At 38.6% G+C, this 22569-nt stretch carries 22 protein-coding genes; 7 read left to right on the top strand and 15 right to left on the bottom strand.

Annotation, left to right across the window (positions count from 1 at the left end; translation table 11 throughout):
* Window positions 1–31: 31 nt before the first annotated feature.
* Both AC1Q6O_RS16500 and secG read right to left on the bottom strand, forming a co-directional pair.
* Window positions 32–778 carry an alpha/beta hydrolase gene (locus AC1Q6O_RS16500; protein ID WP_090003059.1) on the bottom strand — a complete coding sequence of 249 codons (747 nt, stop codon included), beginning with the start codon at window positions 776–778 and terminating at the stop codon, window positions 32–34.
* Window positions 779–967: 189 nt separating this feature from the next.
* Window positions 968–1195 (bottom strand): preprotein translocase subunit SecG, encoded by a 228-nt coding sequence (gene secG, locus AC1Q6O_RS16495; protein ID WP_008173196.1) that lies wholly within the window; start codon window positions 1193–1195, stop codon window positions 968–970.
* Between the two features lie 208 nt (window positions 1196–1403).
* Between secG and AC1Q6O_RS16490 the strand changes: the two genes are divergently transcribed.
* The 7 genes from AC1Q6O_RS16490 to dltD all read left to right on the top strand — a co-directional run bounded on the left by AC1Q6O_RS16490 (window position 1404) and on the right by dltD (window position 9021).
* Window positions 1404–2663, top strand: coding sequence for a transglutaminase domain-containing protein (locus AC1Q6O_RS16490; RefSeq protein ID WP_239355247.1), 1260 nt, complete (start codon window positions 1404–1406; stop codon window positions 2661–2663).
* 186 nt (window positions 2664–2849) lie between these two features.
* A complete protein-coding gene (locus tag AC1Q6O_RS16485; protein WP_008173199.1) occupies window positions 2850–4496 on the top strand; it encodes an alkaline phosphatase in 1647 nt (548 codons plus the stop codon).
* A 280-nt stretch (window positions 4497–4776) separates the two neighbouring features.
* A complete protein-coding gene (locus tag AC1Q6O_RS16480) occupies window positions 4777–4914 on the top strand; it encodes a teichoic acid D-Ala incorporation-associated protein DltX (RefSeq protein WP_025116578.1) in 138 nt (45 codons plus the stop codon).
* 17 nt (window positions 4915–4931) lie between these two features.
* Window positions 4932–6407, top strand: coding sequence for a D-alanine--poly(phosphoribitol) ligase subunit DltA (gene dltA, locus AC1Q6O_RS16475; RefSeq protein ID WP_089986243.1), 1476 nt, complete (start codon window positions 4932–4934; stop codon window positions 6405–6407).
* Window positions 6404–7567 (top strand): D-alanyl-lipoteichoic acid biosynthesis protein DltB, encoded by a 1164-nt coding sequence (gene dltB / locus AC1Q6O_RS16470; RefSeq protein ID WP_036221103.1) that lies wholly within the window; start codon window positions 6404–6406, stop codon window positions 7565–7567. Before dltA ends, dltB begins: the two co-directional genes overlap by 4 nt.
* A 48-nt stretch (window positions 7568–7615) precedes the next feature.
* A complete protein-coding gene (gene dltC, locus AC1Q6O_RS16465; protein WP_008173205.1) occupies window positions 7616–7849 on the top strand; it encodes a D-alanine--poly(phosphoribitol) ligase subunit 2 in 234 nt (77 codons plus the stop codon).
* On the top strand, window positions 7846–9021 hold the full coding sequence (gene dltD, locus AC1Q6O_RS16460; RefSeq protein ID WP_492401722.1) for a D-alanyl-lipoteichoic acid biosynthesis protein DltD: 1176 nt from the start codon (window positions 7846–7848) through the stop codon (window positions 9019–9021). The genes dltC and dltD overlap by 4 nt, the downstream gene beginning before the upstream one ends.
* A gap of 65 nt (window positions 9022–9086) precedes the next feature.
* On the opposite strand, the gene AC1Q6O_RS16455 is transcribed toward dltD, so the two are convergent.
* From AC1Q6O_RS16455 to AC1Q6O_RS16395, 13 genes are all read right to left on the bottom strand, one after another.
* Window positions 9087–9602 (bottom strand): GNAT family N-acetyltransferase, encoded by a 516-nt coding sequence (locus AC1Q6O_RS16455; RefSeq protein ID WP_008173208.1) that lies wholly within the window; start codon window positions 9600–9602, stop codon window positions 9087–9089.
* The gene (locus AC1Q6O_RS16450; protein WP_492401721.1) at window positions 9589–10200 is read right to left on the bottom strand and encodes a GNAT family N-acetyltransferase; all 612 of its coding nucleotides are present in this window, start codon (window positions 10198–10200) and stop codon (window positions 9589–9591) included. Before AC1Q6O_RS16450 ends, AC1Q6O_RS16455 begins: the two co-directional genes overlap by 14 nt.
* Before the next feature lie 147 nt (window positions 10201–10347).
* Entirely contained in the window at window positions 10348–11640 is a 1293-nt protein-coding gene (eno, locus tag AC1Q6O_RS16445) for a phosphopyruvate hydratase (protein ID WP_008173213.1), read from the bottom strand.
* A 2-nt stretch (window positions 11641–11642) separates the two neighbouring features.
* Entirely contained in the window at window positions 11643–13184 is a 1542-nt protein-coding gene (gene gpmI / locus AC1Q6O_RS16440) for a 2,3-bisphosphoglycerate-independent phosphoglycerate mutase (protein ID WP_171365696.1), read from the bottom strand.
* Window positions 13177–13938: a triose-phosphate isomerase gene (gene tpiA, locus AC1Q6O_RS16435; protein WP_036120195.1), complete on the bottom strand. Its 762-nt coding sequence runs from the start codon at window positions 13936–13938 to the stop codon at window positions 13177–13179. The genes gpmI and tpiA overlap by 8 nt, the downstream gene beginning before the upstream one ends.
* A gap of 27 nt (window positions 13939–13965) precedes the next feature.
* The gene (locus AC1Q6O_RS16430; RefSeq protein WP_342530688.1) at window positions 13966–15150 is read right to left on the bottom strand and encodes a phosphoglycerate kinase; all 1185 of its coding nucleotides are present in this window, start codon (window positions 15148–15150) and stop codon (window positions 13966–13968) included.
* Window positions 15151–15661: 511 nt separating this feature from the next.
* Entirely contained in the window at window positions 15662–16678 is a 1017-nt protein-coding gene (gene gap / locus AC1Q6O_RS16425) for a type I glyceraldehyde-3-phosphate dehydrogenase (protein WP_090003053.1), read from the bottom strand.
* Between the two features lie 128 nt (window positions 16679–16806).
* Entirely contained in the window at window positions 16807–17853 is a 1047-nt protein-coding gene (locus tag AC1Q6O_RS16420) for a sugar-binding transcriptional regulator (protein WP_089986249.1), read from the bottom strand.
* Window positions 17854–18028: 175 nt separating this feature from the next.
* Window positions 18029–18151 (bottom strand): hypothetical protein, encoded by a 123-nt coding sequence (locus tag AC1Q6O_RS16415; RefSeq protein ID WP_255250346.1) that lies wholly within the window; start codon window positions 18149–18151, stop codon window positions 18029–18031.
* A gap of 256 nt (window positions 18152–18407) precedes the next feature.
* Complete coding sequence (locus AC1Q6O_RS16410; RefSeq protein WP_008173221.1) at window positions 18408–18641, bottom strand: glutaredoxin family protein; 234 nt, start codon at window positions 18639–18641, stop codon at window positions 18408–18410.
* Window positions 18642–18802: 161 nt separating this feature from the next.
* Window positions 18803–21073: a S9 family peptidase gene (locus AC1Q6O_RS16405; protein ID WP_342530693.1), complete on the bottom strand. Its 2271-nt coding sequence runs from the start codon at window positions 21071–21073 to the stop codon at window positions 18803–18805.
* 130 nt (window positions 21074–21203) lie between these two features.
* Complete coding sequence (locus AC1Q6O_RS16400; protein WP_427422422.1) at window positions 21204–21953, bottom strand: TPM domain-containing protein; 750 nt, start codon at window positions 21951–21953, stop codon at window positions 21204–21206.
* Window positions 21953–22534, bottom strand: a complete 582-nt coding sequence (locus tag AC1Q6O_RS16395; protein ID WP_089986252.1) for a LemA family protein — start codon at window positions 22532–22534, stop codon at window positions 21953–21955. The genes AC1Q6O_RS16400 and AC1Q6O_RS16395 overlap by 1 nt, the downstream gene beginning before the upstream one ends.
* Window positions 22535–22569: the final 35 nt, after the last annotated feature.

Genomic DNA, 22569 nt, shown 5'->3' with positions numbered 1-22569 from the left:
CCTCCTTCATGAGAAAATCCTATTTATAATTTTATTGTGCCCAATTTAGGCTTTCTAAAAAGCGATAAATATCTTCATGTAATTGATCTTTTTCTTGATCTAACGTAATAACATGTTTTGAGTTTTCATACCACTTCATATGCTTATCAAGTGACTCAGTTTGATTATATATAATGTTGGCAGATTCTGTCTCTATTACCTCATCATTTGTAGCTTGAACGACAAAAATAGGGGCATAAATCATGTCGATTTCTTGACGAGTACGCGTAATAAATTCACGTAGCTCTTGGAGAGACGGCATGCCTTTTTCAGCAATGAGTGCTACTTCTGTTTCGATTTGTTCCTCCTGTTTACCTTGGAACTTTTTATAGTCTTTAGCATATTTCAAAACACCCTCAAACATGACGTCTGTTGTACGCATAGTCATAGGTGCACACATCGTAACAATTCCTTTAACAGGGCTGTTTAAGGCAACGTTTAATGCCATGACGCCGCCTAATGAAAGGCCAGCAACAGCAATTTCTTCATAGCCAGCATCCTGTAACTGTTTATAGGCGGCCACGACATCTTGCCACCAGTCTGCTGGACCTGTTGTGATTAGTTCTTCAGGTTCCACACCGTGACCTTTATAGTGAGGTGCTAAAGTAGTATACCCTTTTTTCTCTAAAAATCTACCAAGCATGCGAACGTCTGCCGAGCTACCTGTAAAGCCATGTAGTAATAAAACGGCACGTGGTCCTGTTTGAAAGAAAAATGGCTGTGATAATGATTTATTCATGGTAAGCACTCCTTTATCCTAAAACGCTCATATATACTATACCCATTATAGCCCTCTCGATGATGCCTCGAGCATAACATTTGGCTATAACATTACATTTCAATTTTTACTCCATCGAGAAAATTTTCCATTTGGTTATGATAAAAGAAAACGCCCAACCAATGTGGTTAGGCGATAGATCTTCAACTATTAGATTTTTGTAATAGCGATTGCTAAAATAAAGAATAGTATAGCTAACACAATTGTTGCACGGTGAAGGATTAAATCCATACCACGCGCTTTTTGCTTTCCAAATAGTTGCTCAGCTCCACCCGAGATGGCACCTGATAAGCCTGCACTTTTACTAGATTGAAGTAATACCACCACGATCAACGCTAATGATACGATAACTAATGAAACTAATACTACTGTATGCATTCACTGCACCTCCCGAACTTTGAAACATCACAACAGACTATATTATAACAAAAAAAGGTTGCCATGACAAACTTAGCTTTCTGTTTAGTAGGAATTTTTCCTCTTCACGTACATCTATTTGTCGGATTATCCGACTATTTGTGGATAACACATCCTCTAATTTTAGATTATAATGGAAAAAATGATATTTTATTGGAGGATTTATGTATTGAATAAAAAAATAGCACTGCTTTTATTATGCTGCACCATTCCCTTTTTTACAGCATGCTCAAAGGCAATCGACATCCTACTACAAGATGAAGAGGATGTCACAATGACAACCACCTTAACAGAAGAACCAAATGAAACAAATACTGATATAAAAATACCAGAAAGCAAAGCATTATCTGCCTCATTTACACCTACCGATTTATTTTCAACCACTTTATTTAAGGATGATCCCGCTTTACTACAATTTGCAAAAAAAGTGGAGAAGCAGGTTGCTCAATTTGAAGAGCACTTTGAGGTTTCTTATACAGGGAAGCTGGATTTTGAGGATTTTGAAGTACAGCTCAATGATTTAAATAACCTGATTACCTTCGTTGACCCTTATACAGCTGGTTATTTCTTATATTATGAATGGAGCGCTTGGGAAACCGATAATGGTTATTCAGTAGAATTGTCCATACAATATTTAACTGATGCGAAGAAGGAAAAAAAGGTAGACCAATATGTGGAGACGTTCGCGAATCAATATATTACCAAAGACATGACAGACTTTGATCGTGCGAAAGTCATTAATGATTATGTTGTACAGCTAGCCACATATACGGAACAGGGCTCTACTGAAGGTCAATCCGTTTTCGAATTAATTAATGAAGAAACTGCTGTATGTCAGGCTTATGCTTTACTTACTTACCGTCTATTAGTAGCATCTAATCTCGATGCGAAATACGTCTATGGCTATAGTGAAGATCAGCTACATGCCTGGAATTTAGTCCAGGTTAATGGCAATTGGTATCATCTCGATACAACTTGGAATGACGTTGCACCTACAGAGCCCTTTACAATTTCCTACGAATACTTTTTGGTCAATGATGAAAAACTAAGTCAAGATCATTTATGGGCCAATGAAAACTATTTTGCCGCAACTAGTAATGCTTATGATTTTATGCATGATATGTGGTATGCCAATACAGTAGATAATGTGATCTATTATAACAGCATGAGCGATAGTACCGTTTATTCCTATGACTTAACGACAAATGAACATAAACAAATTTCTGCAACTGCCTGCTATTATTTAGTGACTGACCAACAATCTATTTATTGTAGTGACTATGATAATGCTGGCTATTTAACAAAAATAAATGTCCAGGACGGTTCCGAGGAGGTATTATTCGAAGACGAGGTACTGAACTTGAACATCCAAGATGGTATTTTGTATTACGAAACACTTGACGGCTCCATGCATCAACAAAATTTGTAACCTACATAGAATCTGTGTGCGGATTTCACACAGATTCTATCTCCCTCTGCTTCAGTTGGCCAACCACACCGCTTTCCCTTCACATTTACAGTATTACCATATTTTATTAACAATTTTTTAACGGTGGCTTTACACCCTTCCTTTACACTTACAGTTGATCATTCATTCATCTAAAGGAGGAAAATCATGAAATACGCAAAAAAATGGGCTTCATTATTTTTAGCAAGTGCAGTGACTTTATCCGCAGTTAGTATTCCACAGCAAGATGTACAAGCAGCTAAAGTAAAAAAACCGACAAATGTCATCATGCTAGTGATGGATGGAAGCAGTAATAATGCTGTAACACTTTCCCGTTGGTATAAAGGGGAAAGCTTAGCAATGGATGAAATTTTATCGGGTGCAATGCGCACTTACTCTGCTGAATCAGCCATTACTGACTCTGCCCCTGCCGCTACTGCATTAGCGACGGGACATAAATCGAATGATAAATATATAGGGGTGCTCCCATCGGAGATTACTTCACCTGGATTAGCGCAAATAGATAAGAAGGAAGCCTTTAGACCCGTAGCCAATGTATTAGAAGGTGCTAAACAGCAGGGGAAAGCGACTGGCTTGATCTCTACCTCTGAAATTCAACATGCAACGCCTGCCGGTTTCTCAGCACATGCGAACAATAGGAGCCAATATGGAGATATTGCGGAACAACAGGTTTATCAAAATATTGACGTTGTCTTAGGTGGCGGTTTAGAATCGCTGACACCAGGTACGTCTAAAAATGCCCGCAAGGACGGCGAGGATTTAATGAAGGTATTGAAGGATAATCAATATGATTTAGTGCATACTCGTGATGAGTTATTAAATAGTCCATCTTCAAAAATTTGGGGAAGCTTTGCACCAAGTGCCTTGGCGTATGATTTAGATCGTGCCAAAACTAGGAAATCAGAGCCTACACTTGCTGAAATGACGAATAAAGCAATTAACACGCTTAAAAAGGATAAGGATGGCTTCTTCCTTTTTGTTGAAGGTAGTAAGGTAGACTGGGCTGCACATGCCAATGACACCATCGGTATAATAAGCGATATTTTGTCGTTTGATGATGCCGTAAAAGAAGCCGTTGATTTCGCAAAGGAAGATGGGAATACATTAGTCATCGCAGTTACAGACCATGGAAATAGCGGAATTACGATGGGGAACGCCAATACTACTAGTACCTATTCAAGCATTCCTGTTTCAGCTTATATTGATCCATTAAAAAAGGCTTCCATGACCGTTGAAGGGGCTTTAAGCCAACTAAAAGAAGACCGTTCCAACATTGTGGAGGTAGCTGCTCTGTATGGATTAGATCCATTAACGAAGGACGAGCTTTCTACATTAAAATCTGCGAAAGATGTCGGTAGCGAAATGGTAAAAATGCTAGCAAACCGTGCGAACATTGGTTATACGACGGGTGGTCATACGGGAGAAGATGTTTTTCTTTATTCATTTGGTCCTTCTAAATTAACTGGACTCGTTGAAAACACGGATTTAGCTCATTCAATGGCGCAATTTATGGGCTTCGACCTAAAGTCTTTAACAGATGATTTGTATGTGCCAGCTACAAAGGCATTTACAGAGAAAGGCTTTACAACAAAAATAGATCTATCCGATAAAGAAAACCCAACCTTCGTTGCTCAAAAGGCAGATGTGACGGTGAAAATTCCTGTTAACAAAAACGCAATGATTTATGAACACACTTCAAAAAATACAACAAAAACCCACACATTCAATACCATTAATGTTTACAATGGTTCTGAATTTTATGTTTCTAAAAAAGTTATAGAGGCCGTGAAATAAAAATAAGGGCACGAACATAAGTTGAGATTATTCCCTTATGTTCGTGCCCTTTTTACATAAAAATAGCCATCCAACAGTTTGTAATTCTTGTACATTCCCCCAGAACCTTAAATTTACCTTAAATTAATCTTATGATTTAATGAATTCACCTTAATCCAGCAACATTTTTCTCCACATTCCGTCAAATCAGTGTTAAAAACATAAGGTAAGGATTTTTAACTAGTAAATTAGTATTTTTTGAAAGTTTAATCCTATACTTTTTTTCATTGGAGGTGGACAAATGGAATCCATCAAAAATAATGAGTATCTACGCTTTATCGGATTCACGTTATTTTATTTGATCGTTTTGGTGCTGTTGTTTCTTATACATGGCTTTCATGATATGAACGCTGGACCATTTATATATACGGAATTTTAAATAAAGGAGTTTTACTGATGTTAAGTATTTTAGCAGCTATCGAACGTGTGGCCATCCAACAGCCACAAAAAACTGCTTATCAAACCCACAATGCCTCCTTAACATATGGTGAGCTTTGGCATTATTCGGATTGTATAGCCGATTATATCATGGCACATCATTTGCAGAGACAGCAGCCCATTGTCGTTTATGGACATATGTCCCCTTTACAGATTGCTGCCTTTTTGGGCGCAGTAAAGGCGGGACACCCATATGTACCCGTTGACTCGTCAACACCGTCTGAAAGATTACAGTTAATTTTGGAGGCATCGAAAGCTTGTCTAGTATTCACGACAGAACCATTACAGATGCTAACAAACATACCTGTAGTAGCAGTGAGTGAAGTGTTAGACTCATCCTCCCTCCAAGACAGTCCAGCAGCAACAAGCTGGGTGCAGCAGGAGGACATTCATTATATCATTTACACTTCTGGCTCAACTGGGCAGCCAAAGGGCGTCCAAATAACTGCCAATAATTTAGCTCATTTCGTTACTTGGATGCAGGATAATTTTCCCATACAGGAATCAGGCGTATTTTTAAATCAAGCTCCCTATTCTTTTGACTTATCCGTCATGGATCTCTATCCAGCTCTTGTAGGAGGGCATACACTTTATGCAATTACACAACAAGAAATCGCCAACCCGCGAGCTTTATTTGACTCATTAGCGTTGTCCAACACTCGTGTTTGGACGTCTACCCCTTCCTTTGCCAAGATGTGCTTAATGAACAAGGAATGGGAGCAAAGGCTCATGCCTGCATTAGATACCTTTTTATTCTGCGGTGAGGTTTTACCAATACCTGTCATTAAAGAGCTCATGCAACGTTTTCCACAGGCCACTATTTATAATTTATACGGACCTACGGAAACGACTGTCGCTGTATCCTATGTAAAAGTAACTGAAGCATTAATAGAACAATTTGAGCAATTACCGATTGCTCCTATTTCTGAGGGAAACGTTTCTTTATTAGATGATGGAGAAATTGTTATTTCGGGGCCAACTGTCAGTGCAGGCTATTTAGGAGCACCCGAGTTAACAGCTAAAGCCTTTCCAACCATAGCTGGTCATCGCATCTATCAAACAGGAGATATGGGCTATGAGCAAGATGGGTATTTGTTCTTTTTAGGTCGCAAGGATTTCCAAGTAAAATTACATGGTTATCGCTTAGAGATCGAGGAGATTGAGAAACAAATTAGTAACCTGCCACCTGTTTCAAGCTGTGTAGTTGTTCCTGTCCATAAAGATAATGAAATTGTTTCTCTAAATGCTCATATCGTTTTGCGTGAGCCTTTAGCGGACTCTGCTTTTAAAATGACTAAGCAGTTGAAGACCCTATTATCGGAGTATTTACCAGCCTATATGATACCTAGAACGTTTAAATATATGGATGCTTTACCGCTAAATCCAAATGGTAAAGTCGATCGTAAAGGATTGGCGGTTATGGAAACAGTATGACGCCTTATGGAAATATAGCATTCTTTCTCATTATTGGACTATTATTGCTACCTACTATTTTATTAGGTTTACGTGGCAAGTCTGCGAAGCATTATAATTTATTGGTATCGTTGATTGTTTTAGCTCTTATCTTTGGACACTCCTTGAACGGATCAATTTCGTTAATATTGTTTACGGTCTTTCAAATAGTGCTTATTACGGCTTATCAACGCTATCGACTGCAGCAAAATAATGGACCCGTTTTTGTCATGGCTGTGCTCCTGTCGATTTTGCCGCTTGTGCTAGTGAAGATTTTGCCTATCCTTGGTCTGCATCATTTATTCGGCTTCCTTGGTGTGTCCTACATTACATTTAAAGCAGTGCAAATGATTTTAGAAACACGCGACGGCTTAATGAAGGAAAAAGTCTCTATCGTCGAACTGGCCTATTTTTTACTGTTCTTTCCTACAGTATCGTCGGGTCCTATCGATCGTTGGCGCCGTTTTACGAAGGATTTTCATTCGGTTCCCTCTTCGGAAGACTATCAAAAGCTGTTACTAAGTGGCATTAACTATATCTTTGTGGGCTTTTTATATAAATTTATATTGGCTTATTTAATCTACAACTACACACTTATTTATTTGCCAAACCATACGTATAACTATTTGACACCTTTCCAAGGACAGTTAGCGTATATGTATATGTATAGCTTTTACTTATTCTTTGATTTTGCAGGCTATAGTGCATTCGCAGTAGGTGTAAGCCGAATAATGGGCATTCAAACACCTATTAACTTTAACCGTCCATTTGCCAGTCGCAATATTAAAGACTTTTGGAATCGTTGGCATATGAGTCTTTCCTTCTGGTTCAGAGATTATGTTTATATGCGCTTTGTTCTTTGGATGACGAAGAAAAAATGGCTGAAAAATAAATTCGCCATTTCATATATAGGGTTCTTTTTACTATTCTTTTTAATGGGCATTTGGCATGGCCTCGAATGGCATTTTGTCGTTTATGGTCTCTATCATGCCTTATTAATTATTAGCTTCGATAAATTCGAACGCTGGAATAAAAAGCATAAGCTTTGGCCAAAAAATAAATGGACGCATGCCATTGGTGTATTTATCACGTTCAATGCCGTATGTTTTGGCTTCTATATCTTTTCAGGGAAATTATTTTAACTAAAGGCTTTCTACAAATAAAGCCTGTTCAATAAAGGAGAATTATTAATGGAAAAACAACAAGTTTTAGAAATGCTAGTGGAGTTATGTGAAGATGAAATTATTGTAGAAAACCCAGATATCGATCTATTCGAGGAAGGTCTTCTTGATTCCTTTGGTACCATTAATTTATTGGTAGAAATTGAGAACCGTTTTAATATTTCTGTACCTATTACTGATTTTAATCGTGAAGAATGGAACACGCCGAATCGTATTGCAGGGAAGTTAGCTGAAAGACAATGATAAAAAAAGGCTTTCTATCACTATTTATTGCCTTAGCCCTGTTTTCCGGCTTTGTCTTCTTTCCAAATTCTTGGATCAAAGCATGGATATCAGAAGATGATGTGGAGCAAGCCAAAACAAATATGTCTCCACTCGTCTTTCAAGGCACGTATTTACAGGAGCGAATGTTACAGGAGCCTAATTCCATGCCTTTATACGGTTCCTCTGAATTAAATCGATTTGACCCGTTTCACCCTTATAATTATGCTCGAGCAACAGATGCCCCGTATACGACATTTATGATTGGTCGTGGTGGGATGCAGTCCATTACGCATTTCTTAAATTTTGCTGCGCAAGAGAAAAATTTAGAGGGCAAAAAATTAGTTTTTATTATTTCACCCCAATGGTTTACGGAAAAAGGTATGGGTGAATTCCATTTTTCACCGAATTATTCTATGTTACATGCCTATGACTTAGCGTTTAATCGTGACATGGATGCTCATCTCCGTAAACAGGCTATGGAGCGCCTGCTAGAATTTGATACCGTTGAGCGAGATCGTCTCTTAAAAACGATGTATCAATATCAAATGTCTAATGGCAAAAAACATCCTGTTACAGGACGTATGGCTATGATAGCGGGCCGCTTTCACAAGGAATTACTAGAAAAAAAGGATCTCTACTATTCGCTATTCCCTCGCAAGGGGCATTCATTAAAAAATAATGATAAGCTCGTTGCGGACCAAAGCTTTGAACAGCAAATACAGCATGCTGAAGCCTATGGGGAGAAACGTGTCTCCAATGAATATATGATTGAAAATAGAGCTTACAAGCGACTGGTTAACGCTAATTTTTCAAAATTTAAGAATATGCGAAAGCATGAAGATTATACGGAATCTCCTGAGTACAAGGATTTTCAGCTAGTTATGGATGTGTTAAAGGATGCTGGTGCTAAGCCATTATTCGTCTCTATTCCCGTTAACGGCTATTGGTATGATTATAATGGCTATTCTAAAGAACGACGACAACAATATTATGAGAAGATGGCACAACTATTAAAGGATGCCAATGTCGACTATGTTGATTTTACAGACCATGAGTACGACCCTTATTTTATAATGGATACGATTCATATTGGCTGGAAGGGCTGGGTTTATTTAGACCAGAATATGGATAAATACTGGGCACAGCAGTAATGTAATAGCAAATGGAGAGTCAGTCTGTAGTGAGCTAACACTTCAGACTGACCTTTTTATATTCATTAACTTTCATCATCTAATGAGAACAGTCTAAGTTCCTCAGAATCATTGGAAAATTGGATGACCTTTTCAAACTGCAAGCCTATTCTTTCGAGTAACTTAGCTGACGCATGATTATCTTGGGTAGTAATAGCCACAATTCGATTAAATCCTAGTGTCTCTAGACCATAGGCTAAAACGGCTGATGCTGCTTCATAGGCATATCCCTTTCCCCAATAATCAGGGAGAAACGCGAAACCAATATCTACATCCTCTAAATTATCTCTTTTGACGAAACCGCATATTCCTATCGGGGTTTGATCTTCCGTTTTTTCCACTACATATAGGCAAAATCCGAATTGCTCATACATCCGTATTGCACCATTTTCTATATAACGAGCCGCCTCCTCTACGGTCTTCACACCGCGGTCACCGATAAATTGTATCCACGAGGGATCATTCACTAGCTCAAGAATAAATGGCGCATCATCCGTTGTTTGTAAGCGCAATATTAGTCGTTCTGTTTCAAGAATGTTCATTGTCACGCTGCTCTCCTTTCGTCTGAAGCTTACAGTCAAATTTACTGCTCTCCCATTCAGACGCTAAAATAGAATATTGATATTCATCCACCCATTGTCCCTTGGACATATAGTTTTGTAAGAAATGACCTTCGCGTCTCATCCCTATACGCTCAAGTACGGCAATAGAATTGTTATTTCTCACATCCGTAAGGGCAATGACTTTATGTTTCTTTAATGAATGGAAAAGATAATTTATTAACGCGCAAACCGCTTCCTTTGCATATCCCTTCCCCTGATGTTCCGGAGAAAGGGTAAATCCAATTTCTACAATGCGTGGTTCACTTAAAGGCGTGTGAAGTGCGCAATCTCCAATAAGCTCATTCGTTTCCTTCAAAGCAATGGCGAATTGGTACCATGTCCCTGGCTGATTAGGAACATGATTTATTTGGTGATGAACGAACGTTTTTGCTTCGTGATATTGATAATTCTCCCACGATTGATATTTAGCAATTTCAGGATCAGCTCGATATGTGTAAAAACTTTCAATATCATCCGTCTGAAATTTTCTTAATAGAAGACGATCTGTTCCAGCAAATACTTCCATATTTTTCTCCATAGTATTTTCCCTTTCATAACTTTCTTCCATATATATTATTATAATCATTTTAAACGATGGATGCTTTGTTCATTTTTCATGACAACATCCATAAAAAATCGCCCCAAAAGTATGTTTAACTTTTGGGACGAAATACGTATTAGTCGCTTATTTTAAGTTATAGAATGATTTTAAACCAAGGTACTCAGCCGTTGAACCAAGTTGATCTTCGATGCGAAGAAGTTGGTTGTATTTAGCTACGCGGTCTGTACGTGATGGCGCACCCGTTTTAATTTGGCCTGCATTTGTTGCTACGGCGATATCAGCAATTGTTGCATCCTCTGATTCACCAGAACGGTGAGAGATAACTGCTGTGTAGCCTGCACGTTTCGCCATTTCGATCGCTTCAAATGTTTCTGTTAATGTACCGATTTGGTTCACTTTGATAAGGATTGAATTTCCAACTCCTTGCTCAATACCTGCAGATAATTTTTTTGTATTTGTTACAAATAAATCATCACCTACTAATTGAACACGACTACCAATACGTTCAGTTAATAGCTTGTGTCCAGCCCAGTCATTTTCATCTAAGCCGTCTTCAATTGAAATGATTGGGTATTTGTTTGTTAACTCTTCGTACCAATCAACCATCTCTTCTGAAGTTTTAACAACACCTTCACCATCTAAGTGGTATTTACCATCTTCTTTATTGAAAAGCTCTGATGAAGCTACATCCATTGCAAGCTTCACTTCTTCACCTGGTTTGTAGCCTGCTTTTTCAATTGCTTCTAAAATGACTGTAATGGCTTCTTCGTTAGAGCCAAGGTTTGGTGCGAAACCACCCTCGTCACCTACTGCTGTATTATAGCCTTTAGCTTTTAGTACTGCCTTTAAGTGGTGGAAAATTTCAGCACCAATACGTAGTGCATGACGGAAAGATTCTGCACCGACAGGCATAACCATAAATTCTTGAATGTCTACATTGTTATCTGCGTGTGCTCCACCATTTAAAATGTTCATCATTGGTACTGGTAATTGTTTAGAATTAAACCCACCAAGATATTGATAAAGAGGTACATCTAAATAATCTGCCGCAGCATGTGCAACTGCCATGGATACACCTAGAATTGCGTTAGCACCTAGCTTGCCTTTATTTTCTGTGCCATCAAGCTCTATTAAAGTTTTGTCAATGACAACTTGGTCAAGAACAGAATAGTTACCTTCTAATTCTTGTGCAATAATTGTGTTAACATTTTCAACTGCTTTTAATACACCTTTGCCTAGGTAACGAGAGTTGTCACCATCGCGTAATTCTACAGCTTCGTATTCACCTGTTGATGCACCTGATGGTACGATTGAGCGTCCGAAAGCGCCTGACTCTGTAAATACTTCAACCTCTACTGTTGGGTTCCCACGTGAATCTAAAACTTCGCGAGCATAAACTTGTGTAATAAATGGCATAATTAATTCTCCTCTTTTTCAATTAATGATTGACCTGTCATTTCAGTAGGCTGTGACACCTGTAATAATTCTAACATGGTTGGAGCCAAATCGGCTAAAATACCACCATTTCGTAAAACAACATTTGGTTTTGTCACAATTACTGGAACAGGATTTGTTGTATGAGCTGTCATAGGCTCCCCAGCTAGTGTTACCACTTCATCAGAGTTCCCATGGTCAGCTGTAATAATAGCTGCACCACCTTTTGCAAGAAGCGCATCTACTACTTTCCCTAAGCATTCATCCACTACTTCAATGGCCTTAATTGTTGGTTCAAGCATTCCACTATGACCTACCATATCAGGGTTGGCAAAGTTAAGAAGAATACCATCAAATTTTTCAGCCTCAATTTCTGCAAGTAAGGCTTCTGTCACCTCATAAGCAGACATTTCAGGTTTTAAATCGTATGTGGCAACCTTTGGGGATGCGATTAATAAACGTTCTTCACCTAAGAATTTCTCCTCACGTCCACCGCTCATAAAGAAAGTAACATGTGGATATTTTTCGGTTTCGGCAATGCGTAGCTGTGTTTTACCATTCATCGCTAACACTTCACCGATTGTATTTTTCAAGTTGTCATTTTCATAAGCAACCTGTGCATTAACTTCATCACTATAATGAGTAAAGGATACAAATTTCAAGTTTTTTGGATGCTTGGCAGATACTGCAAAACCATCAAAGCCTTCATTTGTGAATACTTTTGACAACTGTATAGCACGGTCCGGACGGAAGTTAAAGAAAATGACTGCATCGTTATCACCAATCGTTGCCACTGGCTCTCCATGCTCTTGAATGCTAAATGGGATGACAAATTCATCTGTCACTTCACGCTCATACGATGCTGCTACACCACTTTTTGCACTTTCCGCTGTTTGACCAACGCCATCTGCCAGTACATTATAAGTAAGCGCGACACGATCCCATCGTTTATCGCGGTCCATTGCATAGTAACGACCGTGAATAGATGCAAATTGACCTACTCCCATTTCAGTCATTTGTTTTTCAGTTTCTTCAATATAGTCTAAAGCTGTTGTAGGTCCAACATCTCGACCATCTAAGAAGCCATGAACGAAAACGTCCGTTACATCTTGCTGCTTTGCAAGCTTTAATAGAGCAAACATATGCTCATAATGACTATGAACACCACCATCTGATAACAGCCCCATAATATGCAATTTAGAATTATGAGCTTTCACATGTGCCACCGCATCTAAAAATGCTTGATTTGTAAAGAAGTCTCCTTCACGTATCGATTTATTTAAGCGTGTTAAGCTTTGATAAACAATACGACCAGCACCAATGTTTAAGTGACCCACCTCGGAATTACCCATTTGTCCTTCTGGTAGCCCAACGGCTTCTCCAGATGCTGTTAATGTAGCGTGTGGGAATTGGCTCCAATATCGATCGAAATTTGGCTTTTTAGCCTGTGCTACTGCATTTCCGAATGTTTCATCACGAAATGCAAAGCCATCTAAAATAATTAAAGCTACTGGCTTTTTAGGCATTTGCTGCCGCCTCCAATAATGTTAAATAAGATTCTGGTTGTAAGCTTGCTCCACCTACTAATGCTCCATCAATATGCTCTTTTGATAAAAGCTCATGAACGTTGTCAGGCTTAACGCTGCCACCGTATTGGATGCGAACTGCATTGGCCGTTTCAGCATCAAATAATTCCTCAACGACCGAACGAATCGCTCCGCAAACTTGATTGGCATCATCGGCTGTAGCCGTTTTACCTGTACCGATTGCCCAAATTGGTTCATAGGCAATGACCATATGCTCTACTTGCTGCGCTTCGAATCCAGCAAGTGCCGCTTTAATTTGGCCCGCAACCTTTTGCTCTGTCGTTCCCGCTTCTCGTTCCTCTAGCGTTTCACCACAGCAAATAATCGGTACAATATTATGTGCAAGTGCTGCTGCTACTTTTTTATTAATAGCCTCATCTGTTTCATTGTAGTACTCGCGACGTTCTGAGTGTCCTAATATAACATAGTCCACGTCCACACTTGCTAGCTGTGCAGGGCTAATTTCACCAGTAAAGGCACCTTCATTTTCATAGTGCATCGTTTGGGCACCAATAGCTAGCTCTGATTCACTAGCAACTTGCACAAGAGTAGGTAGGTAAAGTGCTGGTGCGCAAATTACAGCGTCTACTTTCTCATTAGAAGGAAGTTTATCCTGTACGGCATCTACAAATTGTATAGCTTCTTCAAATGTCTTAAACATTTTCCAGTTACCTGCAATAATTGGTTTACGCATCGTCTTGCCTCCGATTTTTTATTTGGCTTATTTATCGTTTAGTGCAACAATTCCTGGAAGCTCTTTACCTTCCATTAACTCAAGTGAAGCACCGCCACCTGTAGAAATGTGATCCATTTTAGTAGCTATTTTAAACTTTTCAACTGCCGCTGCAGAGTCACCGCCACCGATTACTGTATAACCGGATGTAGTTGCCATTGCATCAGCCACTGTTTTTGTACCATTCGCAAATTTATCCATTTCAAAGACACCCATTGGTCCGTTCCAAATAATCAATTTAGAATTTTTAATGACCTCTGCATAGTGAACTGCTGTTTTTGGCCCAATGTCTAGCCCCATCCAATCGGCAGGAATAGCATCAACATCCACAACTTTTGTTTCCGCATCTTGTGAAAATTCATTAGCCACTACCGCATCAATTGGCATATGTAATTGCACGCCTTTTGCTTTTGCCTTTTCAATAAATGATTTTGCTAGCTCAATTTTATCTTCTTCTAATAAAGATTTCCCAATATCGTAGCCTTGTGCCTTAATGAACGTGAATGATAATCCACCACCAATAATTAAGTGGTCTACTTTTTCTAATAAACTTTCAATTACACCAATTTTATCTTTAACTTTGGCACCACCGATAATCGCTGTAAATGGATGTTCAGGATTCGATAGCGCTTTACCAAGTACATCTAATTCCGTTTGCATTAGGAAACCTGATACTGCAGGAATGTGCTTGGCGATTCCTTCTGTAGAAGCATGTGCTCGGTGAGCTGCACCGAAAGCATCATTGACATAAATATCTGCTAGCTGAGCAAATTGCTGTGCTAAAGCTGGATCATTTTTTTCTTCGCCTGCATGGAAACGAACGTTTTCAAGAAGTAAAATGTCTCCATCCTGCATGCTCGCAACAGCTTCTTCCACTGCTTGCCCAATAGATTCATCTAGCTTCGTAACTGGTTTGCTCATTAGCTCCGCTAAGCGAATACCAACTGCTGTTAGACGCATATCCTCTTTTACTTCACCCTTTGGACGACCTAAATGAGAAGCTAAAATGACTTTTGCACCTTGCTCTACTAAGTATTCAATTGTTGGAATAGCTGCTCGAATACGTGTTTCATCTGTAATGGCCCCATCCGCCATTGGAACATTAAAATCAACACGTACAAAAACGCGTTTACCTTTTACATCAATATCTTTCATTGTCTTCTTATTTAACATGAAGAAACTCCCTTCAAAGCTGTTTTAGTCTTACATCATTGTGTTTTACCCATCTTGGCTCCACACCATGCTTCCTAAATCGAAAAGTCATCTTGGTACTTTTTCGGGGTCACCATCTAATGTGCATATGATTCTCCAACTTTTGATAATGAACCCTAATACTTGTTTTTATAGTAGCAAAAGTACCCTTTTATGTCTTGCAAACACCATATATGAATTACGCATTAGTGTTGGAGTCCCAACAAAATCTGTGACATCCGCTAGGCTATTATCTTGATGTAGTCGGTGTTTGGACACCCACTCCATTAAAGAGAGCCATTTGTGTATTCATCTCATTACCTATAGAGGTGGGTATTTCCTGCTGAATTTAGACAAAAAGGGAGTAAGGGTTAACCCTTACTCCCATTACCCTTGTATATTATATCTATTCGATATTATAAAGGCTATACTTTTTGTGCATAAAAAGCAGTATTATGTCACACTTTTTACTCAAAATGTTGAAATATGATACTTATTTATTGTTTAACCCTTGTTCAGCAATGTATAAAGCTAAGTCCATTAAGCGAGTAGAGTAACCAATTTCGTTATCGTACCAAGCTAGAACCTTCACCATTTTGTTTTCTAATACCATTGTTGAAAGACCATCAACAGTAGAAGAATGGTGGTTACCGTTATAATCAATAGAAACTAATGGTAGTTCGTTGTAGTCTAAAATGCCTTTTAATTCATTTTCAGATGCTTCTTTTAATACCGCATTAATTGCTTCTTTCGTTACATCTGCTTTTAATTCTACAACTAAGTCTACACATGATACGTTAGGTGTTGGTACACGCATAGAGAAGCCATCTAATTTACCTTTTAATTGTGGTAATACTTTAGAAACGGCTACCGCTGCCCCAGTTGTTGTTGGAATCATAGATACCGCTCCTGCACGTGCACGACGTGGGTCAGAGTGTGGGAAGTCTAAGATTCGTTGATCGTTTGTGTAAGAGTGGATTGTTGTCATCATACCGCGTTCAATGCCAAATTTCTCATCAAGTACTTTCGCTACAGGCGCAAGACAGTTTGTTGTACAAGAAGCATTTGAGATAACATCATCTGTTGCTGGGTTATAGTCTGTATGGTTAACACCCATCACAAATGTAGGCATTTCTCCTTTTGCTGGTGCAGAAAGGATTGCTTTTTTAGCTCCTGCTTCAATATGCTTACCTACTTCTTCCACTGAACGGAAATGACCAGTACATTCAAGAACTACGTCTACTCCTAATTCACCCCATGGTAATTGTGAAGGATCTTTTTCAGCATATACTTTTATACGTTGACCATTTACTACGAAAGAATCTTCATCTGCATTGACTTCAGCATCATAGATACCGTGGACTGAATCATATTTCAATAAGTGTGCAAGCTGACCTGCGTCTGTTAAGTCGTTTACAGCTACTACTTCAAATTCATTTTGCTTCATTGCCTCACGAAATACTAAACGTCCAATACGTCCAAATCCATTAATTGCTAATTTTAATGCCATTGTTAATTCCTCCAATAATGTGTAATGTCTGCCTCCATTGAAATAGAGACGTTAAATTGCTTTTATGCTCATTCAAAAAATGCTTAAACATTTTTTGAGATCGAGTGACATGGTAATGCTCACACCCATCAATCAAAATGGCTGTCAGTAGATAAAGTAGCGGCAATGGCTTTTGCGGCTGCTTCATCTGTAATAAAAATCGTTTGCTTTGGCGCTACTTTAAAATAAGAAAGCATCGCATTGACCTTTTGTTTTCCTGCTGCCACGGCAATAACTTGCTGGCTATTTTTTACCTGTTCAAGCTGAATACCAATCGTGCGGATACGATGTACGATTTCACCATCGGCATTAAAGTAATAACCAAATGCCTCACTTACCGCGCCCTTCTCCTCAAGAATTCGCAAATCCTCAGAAGATGAATTACGTCGAATCGCCATTTCCTCTGCCGATCCAATGCCATGGATCACGCAATCTGCTCGATCATAATACGCCATCATTTCAGTTACCATAGGCTCTGTTAGCATTGCTTGATATGCTTGCTCACTTAAATGCTCAGGTAAAAATAATGTACGGTATTGTTCCTCCATCTGCATGGCAAATGTTGCAACAAGCGTATTCGCTTGCATTTGCATTTCATGACCAATTCCACCGCGTGCGGCAACAAAGGTAATATCTTTTTGTCCCTCTAATGGATGTAAAAATTGAGCTAGAGAGGCAACTGATTTTCCACCAGTGACCGCTACAACTTGTTCATCAAAAGCAGTAGACATAAATTGCAATGCTGCTTCCTTGCCAAGCAAGGTTAGGATTGTATTGTCTTCACTATAGTCACCTGGTACAACAACAACATGTTGTATACCAAAATGATGTTCAAGCAATTTTGCAAGCTGGGTTAAACCAGACCATTCATAAACGATGGCTCTCAGTTTTTCAATGACTTCTTCACCATCATCTGTACATACCATACCCGACTTTTGCGAATCTAATAACCCTTGTTCACGTAAAATGTCAGTTTCTTTACGAATTTCTCTCTCTGTCATTTTCAATGAATCTGCGAGTGTTCGACGCCCGATAGGTTGCATAAGTTGAACGGCTTGCAAAATACGATATCTAGATTGCAGAAGCGGATACATTTCAGGAAGTAGCCTTTGCTGTGCCTCTGGAATAGTGAACATATTTATCTACTCCCTTGTTAATAGTGGTGGGTTCAATTAAGTCCCACTATATTATTTTGTGTCCCACTTATGATTTTATTATAATACGCATATTTGGAAAGTGCAAGTAATTGTATAGTTTTGGATTAAAAAAAAGCCCCATAGCTTTGCCATTAGCTACGGGACTTTGGTTTGCTTATTTTGTGAAAGATAAAATTGCGTTTTTCTTAAATCCTTCTAAAGCTTTTGTTGCTTCATTTTTATTTGTAAATTCAAAAATACGAACGTCCTTTTTTTCAAATACTGTAATAACCCACATTGTAAAATCTCCCTTCACATCGCTTTTGTAATATAACAACCACTAGAATTTGTGATACTTTTCATTATCTGTTTTATAACAACGTCTTACTTGATACCTATTCTACTCCGATTTTTATAAAATAAAAGACTAATGTGAAGGTCTTCACAAACTGTTCAAATTCAAACCGCTTTCATTGAACAATTTGTGAATTGTATGAATGACAATTAACAATAGAGCGATTTACGCCGTTATTATCTTTTTAAAGACATAGAACTTAACTGCCCAAGTACTCCATCAATGTAGCATAATCCAGATTACCGTATTGGATAACGACCCCATCCTTTTCTACTACAGGTATCATTAACATATATTTTTCGTGTATGAGATCATCCTCTTCAATATTAACTATTTCAATATCGAACGCTACATCTTCCTGTACAAGCTTTAATGTATGTAAGCCCTCTACACATAATGGACAATTAGCTCGACTAAAAAATTGAACAATCATGGATGGCACCTCCTGTTTCTATTATTTCTTCATCGTTGAACGATGACAATGCTAGCTACAACGATTGTAAACTATGTGGTGGATTCATTCAAAAGCTTACTAGAAAAATGAAAGGCATTGAGTGCGAATAACAAGCACATCAATGCCTTTTGGCTATTATGTTATTTTAAATGATGATCAAGGAATTTCAACATGGCATTATAGAATTCGATTCTGTTTTCTTCATTCGCGAAGCCATGGCCCTCATTATCCTTTAACATATACTCTACATCTACACCTCTAGCACGTAAAGCTTCGACAATTTGGTCGGATTCCGCTTTGTTGACACGTGGATCATTTGCGCCTTGTGCAACAAATAAAGGTGTTTTAATTTTATCTGCATGGAAGACCGGAGAAACCGCTGATAATAATTCTTTATCTTTCTCTGGATGACCTACTCGTTCATAAAAAATGTCTCGCATAGTTTCCCAGTATGGTGGAATTGTATCTAATAGTGTGAAAATATTAGATACACCAACATAATCAACTGCTGCCGCATATAAATCTGGTGTATACGTAATGCCAGCTAATGTAGCATAACCACCAAATGAAGCACCGTAAATACCGATACGTTTAGGATCTGCAATACCCTGGTCAATCGCCCATTGAACGCCATCCGTTATATCATCTTGAATTTTCAAGCCCCATTGCTTATTACCAGCTTGAAGGAATTCCTTCCCATATCCAGTCGAGGAACGGAAGTTTACTTGTAGCACTGCATAGCCACGATTTGCTAATAGCTGTACTTCTGGATTGAATCCCCACATATCACGAGCCCACGGTCCACCATGTGGGTTTACAATAAGAGGTAGATCTTTAGCATTTTTATTTTTCGGCAATGTTAAATAACCATTTATAATTAATCCATCACGACTCTTATAAGAGATAGGATGCATTTCTGCAAGCTCTGAAGATTTCAACCAAGGGCTCAATGTTGCTAATTCTGTTAATTCATCTGTTGTTGAATCATAGTAATAATATTTTCCATAGATGGTGTCACTCGATACACTTACAATAAATTTTGTCATCTCTTTATTGTAATCGTTTATGCCCAATTGGCTTTCTTGAACACCAAGCTTGTTTTGAATTTTACGGAATAACTTTTCAAAATTTTTATCAAAGAATTGATAATGGATTTTATCCGTAGCATACGCACCATACAATAATTTATCTTTTTCAGCATTATACAATACACCCGAAACATCCACTTCATCATTGGACATGATTACTTCTTCTTTCCCTTGTAAGTCATACTTCACCACTTCTACTTTATCCCGGCCTTTATTGGATGTAGCATAAATAAACTTATTGTCCTTCGAGAAAGCTATCGGCATCACTTCATCCCCAGCACCGATTTTAATAAATGATCTGAATTCATCCTTTTCTGAATCTCGATAAAGGACAGTACCTTCCACCCCATCAGTAGCCACAGCTACACGTACATTGCCGTTACGATCTGCTAACCAGTTCGTAATATTGCCAGGATTTTTGGCGACGTGAGTCGTTTTACCCGTCTTTACATTTAGCTTGTACACATCAAAAACAGTAGCATCCTCTTTGTTCATCATAATAAGAATTTCGTCTTTTACACCCTGTAAGCTATCCAATATTCCTACCGTTACGTTAGGATATGGCGTTAAATCTTTTTCCACAGAACCGTTAAAGGTTGTAGAATAAATATGGAAGTTTTCATCTCCACCTTTATCTTTCAAATAAAGTAAAGCATCATCCTTCCAAAAAAAACCTGCAATATCTCGATCCTTTGAGCTTGATACACGAACAGGCTCACTATTATCATTCATTTTTTTCACGAATACATTCGAGCGGTTCTCCCATTCAGAGGCAAATGTAATATAATTACCATCAGGGGAAAGTTCGTAGCCAAAATTCCCTGGATTTTTCATAAAATCTTCCACAGAAATTTCTTTTACTCCTTTATTATTGGAACCATTTTTTATATGTTTAACATTGTTAAGGAGTTTGCCAGCATCTTGTTTCGTAATAAAATCTGTACTTGAAGATACTCCCTTAAAGAAACCAAGCTTATTGGCCTTCTTTAAATACTCTGGTAGTGACTTTTCTTTTCCTTCTTTATTGGCAGCTCTAACTAAAATCCTAGCTGCTTGATCACGTTTAATAATAGCGCTTAAGTCTGAAATCTCTCCAGCCTTTACCCATTGATCCTTAATTTGTTGACGCATTGAATCAGAGCCATGCTGGAATGTTAAAGCTGTTACTGCTAAATCCAGAAATTCCTGTGCTGAAAGATGTTCCTCTTGTGCTAATACAACATTTGTTTCATTGGCAGCACGTACTTCTTGCAATGTTGCAGGAATAACCGTAGCAGTTGTTAAAATAATTGCTAATGATGCAGTTAAAAATCTTTTTTTCAAAATGATTCCTCCCTATATCAGTTTACGTTATATCGATAGTCGATATATTCAAATTATACCATTATTTGTATTTTTGTCAATATTTTCATATTAAAAGCGAACTAAATAATTAGCTCGCTTGTCGTTAGTATTAAAATTTTCGGCTTGCCCCTCCACCTGCTGAAGAGCCGCCACCAAACCCTCCAAAACCGCCACCACCTGAACGTCCGCCACCAAAGCCACCAGGATAACCGCCGTAGCCTCTCCCACGAGGTCCGCCTCTTCCGCCTTTTGAAAAAGAAGAAAAAATGAGGACTATTATAACGATGACAATAATGAGCCAGATGGGCATTCCTTCCTCCTCCTTTGCACCTGCAGGTAATTCACCATTCCAATTATGCTCTTCAGCTACAGTACGAAAGACCTCCGCATATGTAGCTAGAAAGGCTTGATCATTATCACCTTCACTTGCAAAGGGATAAAATGCATTATCTAAAATACGCCCTAATTTACCGTCTGGTAATGCTCCTTCTAAGCCTTGACCTACAGCTATCACCACATCATTTTGGCCTTCGCCCTGTCCAAATGTAGCGAGTATAAGGACACCATTATTTTTCTCTTTGTCCCCAATGCCCCAGGAACGAATCATCTTTGTCGCATACATTTTCGCCTCCTGCCCATGAAGGCTATCAACGGTTACGACCATGATTTCAGCACCTGTCCCTTTATCTAATTGCTCTGAATAATGGTTTAGCTCCTGTTTTACATCTAAAGATAAGACATTTGCAAAATCATGGATATACGTATTTTTCATTGGTGAAGGTATTGCTGCTTTCGTCATAGTCATGCTAAAAAGAAGCACTGAGCAAACGATAAGCAGCTGTATAATACAACGCTTCATCACTGTGTACCCGATTGACTAAAATCAATAGACGGTGCTTGTTCGGCACCCGCAGCGGCTTTAAAGTATTCTTTTTGTTCAAATCCAAACATCCCTGCCATTAAATTGCCAGGAAAGCGTTTAACATGCTTATTAAATTGTTGTACTTCATTATTATAATCCTCGCGCGCAACTGCCAAGCGATTTTCTGTGCCAGCAAGCTCATCCATTAACTGACGAAAATTTGCATCTGCCTTTAAGTTCGGGTAGTTTTCCACGACTACTAGTAAACGACTAAGCGCACCAGATAAAGCATCATTCGCAACAGCTTGCTGTTCAGGAGTATTAGCATTGCCCATTTGAGCACGTGCGTTAGTAATATCCGCAATGATCTGTTGCTCGTGATTCGCATACCCTTTCACAGATTCAACCAAATTGGGAATTAAATCGTAGCGGCGTTGGAGCTGGTTTTCAACTTGCGCCCATTTGGAATCTACATTTTCCTCAGCTGTTACTAAACTGTTATATTTAGGAATCAATACTAAGGCTAACACGATAAGAATGATAACAATTATCCCAATTGGTCCAAACCATTTCTTCATTTTCTAAAACCTCCTTGACTTGCATTTCCTTTTGT

The sequence above is a fragment of the Lysinibacillus sp. GW823-FHT06C08 genome (genome assembly GCF_058795135.1).
This window is presented reverse-complemented; position numbering and strand designations above follow the sequence as displayed.

What these genes read in the sequence shown, in the direction of transcription:
- AC1Q6O_RS16500 (WP_090003059.1), bottom strand. Translation starts at nt 778, where the DNA reads ATGAATAAATCATTATCACAGCCATTTTTCTTTCAAACAGGACCACGT.
- secG (WP_008173196.1), bottom strand. Translation starts at nt 1,195, where the DNA reads ATGCATACAGTAGTATTAGTTTCATTAGTTATCGTATCATTAGCGTTG.
- AC1Q6O_RS16485 (WP_008173199.1), top strand. Translation starts at nt 2,850, where the DNA reads ATGAAATACGCAAAAAAATGGGCTTCATTATTTTTAGCAAGTGCAGTG.
- AC1Q6O_RS16480 (WP_025116578.1), top strand. Translation starts at nt 4,777, where the DNA reads ATGGAATCCATCAAAAATAATGAGTATCTACGCTTTATCGGATTCACG.
- dltA (WP_089986243.1), top strand. Translation starts at nt 4,932, where the DNA reads ATGTTAAGTATTTTAGCAGCTATCGAACGTGTGGCCATCCAACAGCCA.
- dltB (WP_036221103.1), top strand. Translation starts at nt 6,404, where the DNA reads ATGACGCCTTATGGAAATATAGCATTCTTTCTCATTATTGGACTATTA.
- dltC (WP_008173205.1), top strand. Translation starts at nt 7,616, where the DNA reads ATGGAAAAACAACAAGTTTTAGAAATGCTAGTGGAGTTATGTGAAGAT.
- dltD (WP_492401722.1), top strand. Translation starts at nt 7,846, where the DNA reads ATGATAAAAAAAGGCTTTCTATCACTATTTATTGCCTTAGCCCTGTTT.
- AC1Q6O_RS16455 (WP_008173208.1), bottom strand. Translation starts at nt 9,602, where the DNA reads ATGAACATTCTTGAAACAGAACGACTAATATTGCGCTTACAAACAACG.
- AC1Q6O_RS16450 (WP_492401721.1), bottom strand. Translation starts at nt 10,200, where the DNA reads ATGGAGAAAAATATGGAAGTATTTGCTGGAACAGATCGTCTTCTATTA.
- eno (WP_008173213.1), bottom strand. Translation starts at nt 11,640, where the DNA reads ATGCCATTTATTACACAAGTTTATGCTCGCGAAGTTTTAGATTCACGT.
- gpmI (WP_171365696.1), bottom strand. Translation starts at nt 13,184, where the DNA reads ATGCCTAAAAAGCCAGTAGCTTTAATTATTTTAGATGGCTTTGCATTT.
- tpiA (WP_036120195.1), bottom strand. Translation starts at nt 13,938, where the DNA reads ATGCGTAAACCAATTATTGCAGGTAACTGGAAAATGTTTAAGACATTT.
- AC1Q6O_RS16430 (WP_342530688.1), bottom strand. Translation starts at nt 15,150, where the DNA reads ATGTTAAATAAGAAGACAATGAAAGATATTGATGTAAAAGGTAAACGC.
- gap (WP_090003053.1), bottom strand. Translation starts at nt 16,678, where the DNA reads ATGGCATTAAAATTAGCAATTAATGGATTTGGACGTATTGGACGTTTA.
- AC1Q6O_RS16420 (WP_089986249.1), bottom strand. Translation starts at nt 17,853, where the DNA reads ATGTTCACTATTCCAGAGGCACAGCAAAGGCTACTTCCTGAAATGTAT.
- AC1Q6O_RS16415 (WP_255250346.1), bottom strand. Translation starts at nt 18,151, where the DNA reads ATGTGGGTTATTACAGTATTTGAAAAAAAGGACGTTCGTATTTTTGAA.
- AC1Q6O_RS16410 (WP_008173221.1), bottom strand. Translation starts at nt 18,641, where the DNA reads ATGATTGTTCAATTTTTTAGTCGAGCTAATTGTCCATTATGTGTAGAG.
- AC1Q6O_RS16400 (WP_427422422.1), bottom strand. Translation starts at nt 21,953, where the DNA reads ATGAAGCGTTGTATTATACAGCTGCTTATCGTTTGCTCAGTGCTTCTT.
- AC1Q6O_RS16395 (WP_089986252.1), bottom strand. Translation starts at nt 22,534, where the DNA reads ATGAAGAAATGGTTTGGACCAATTGGGATAATTGTTATCATTCTTATC.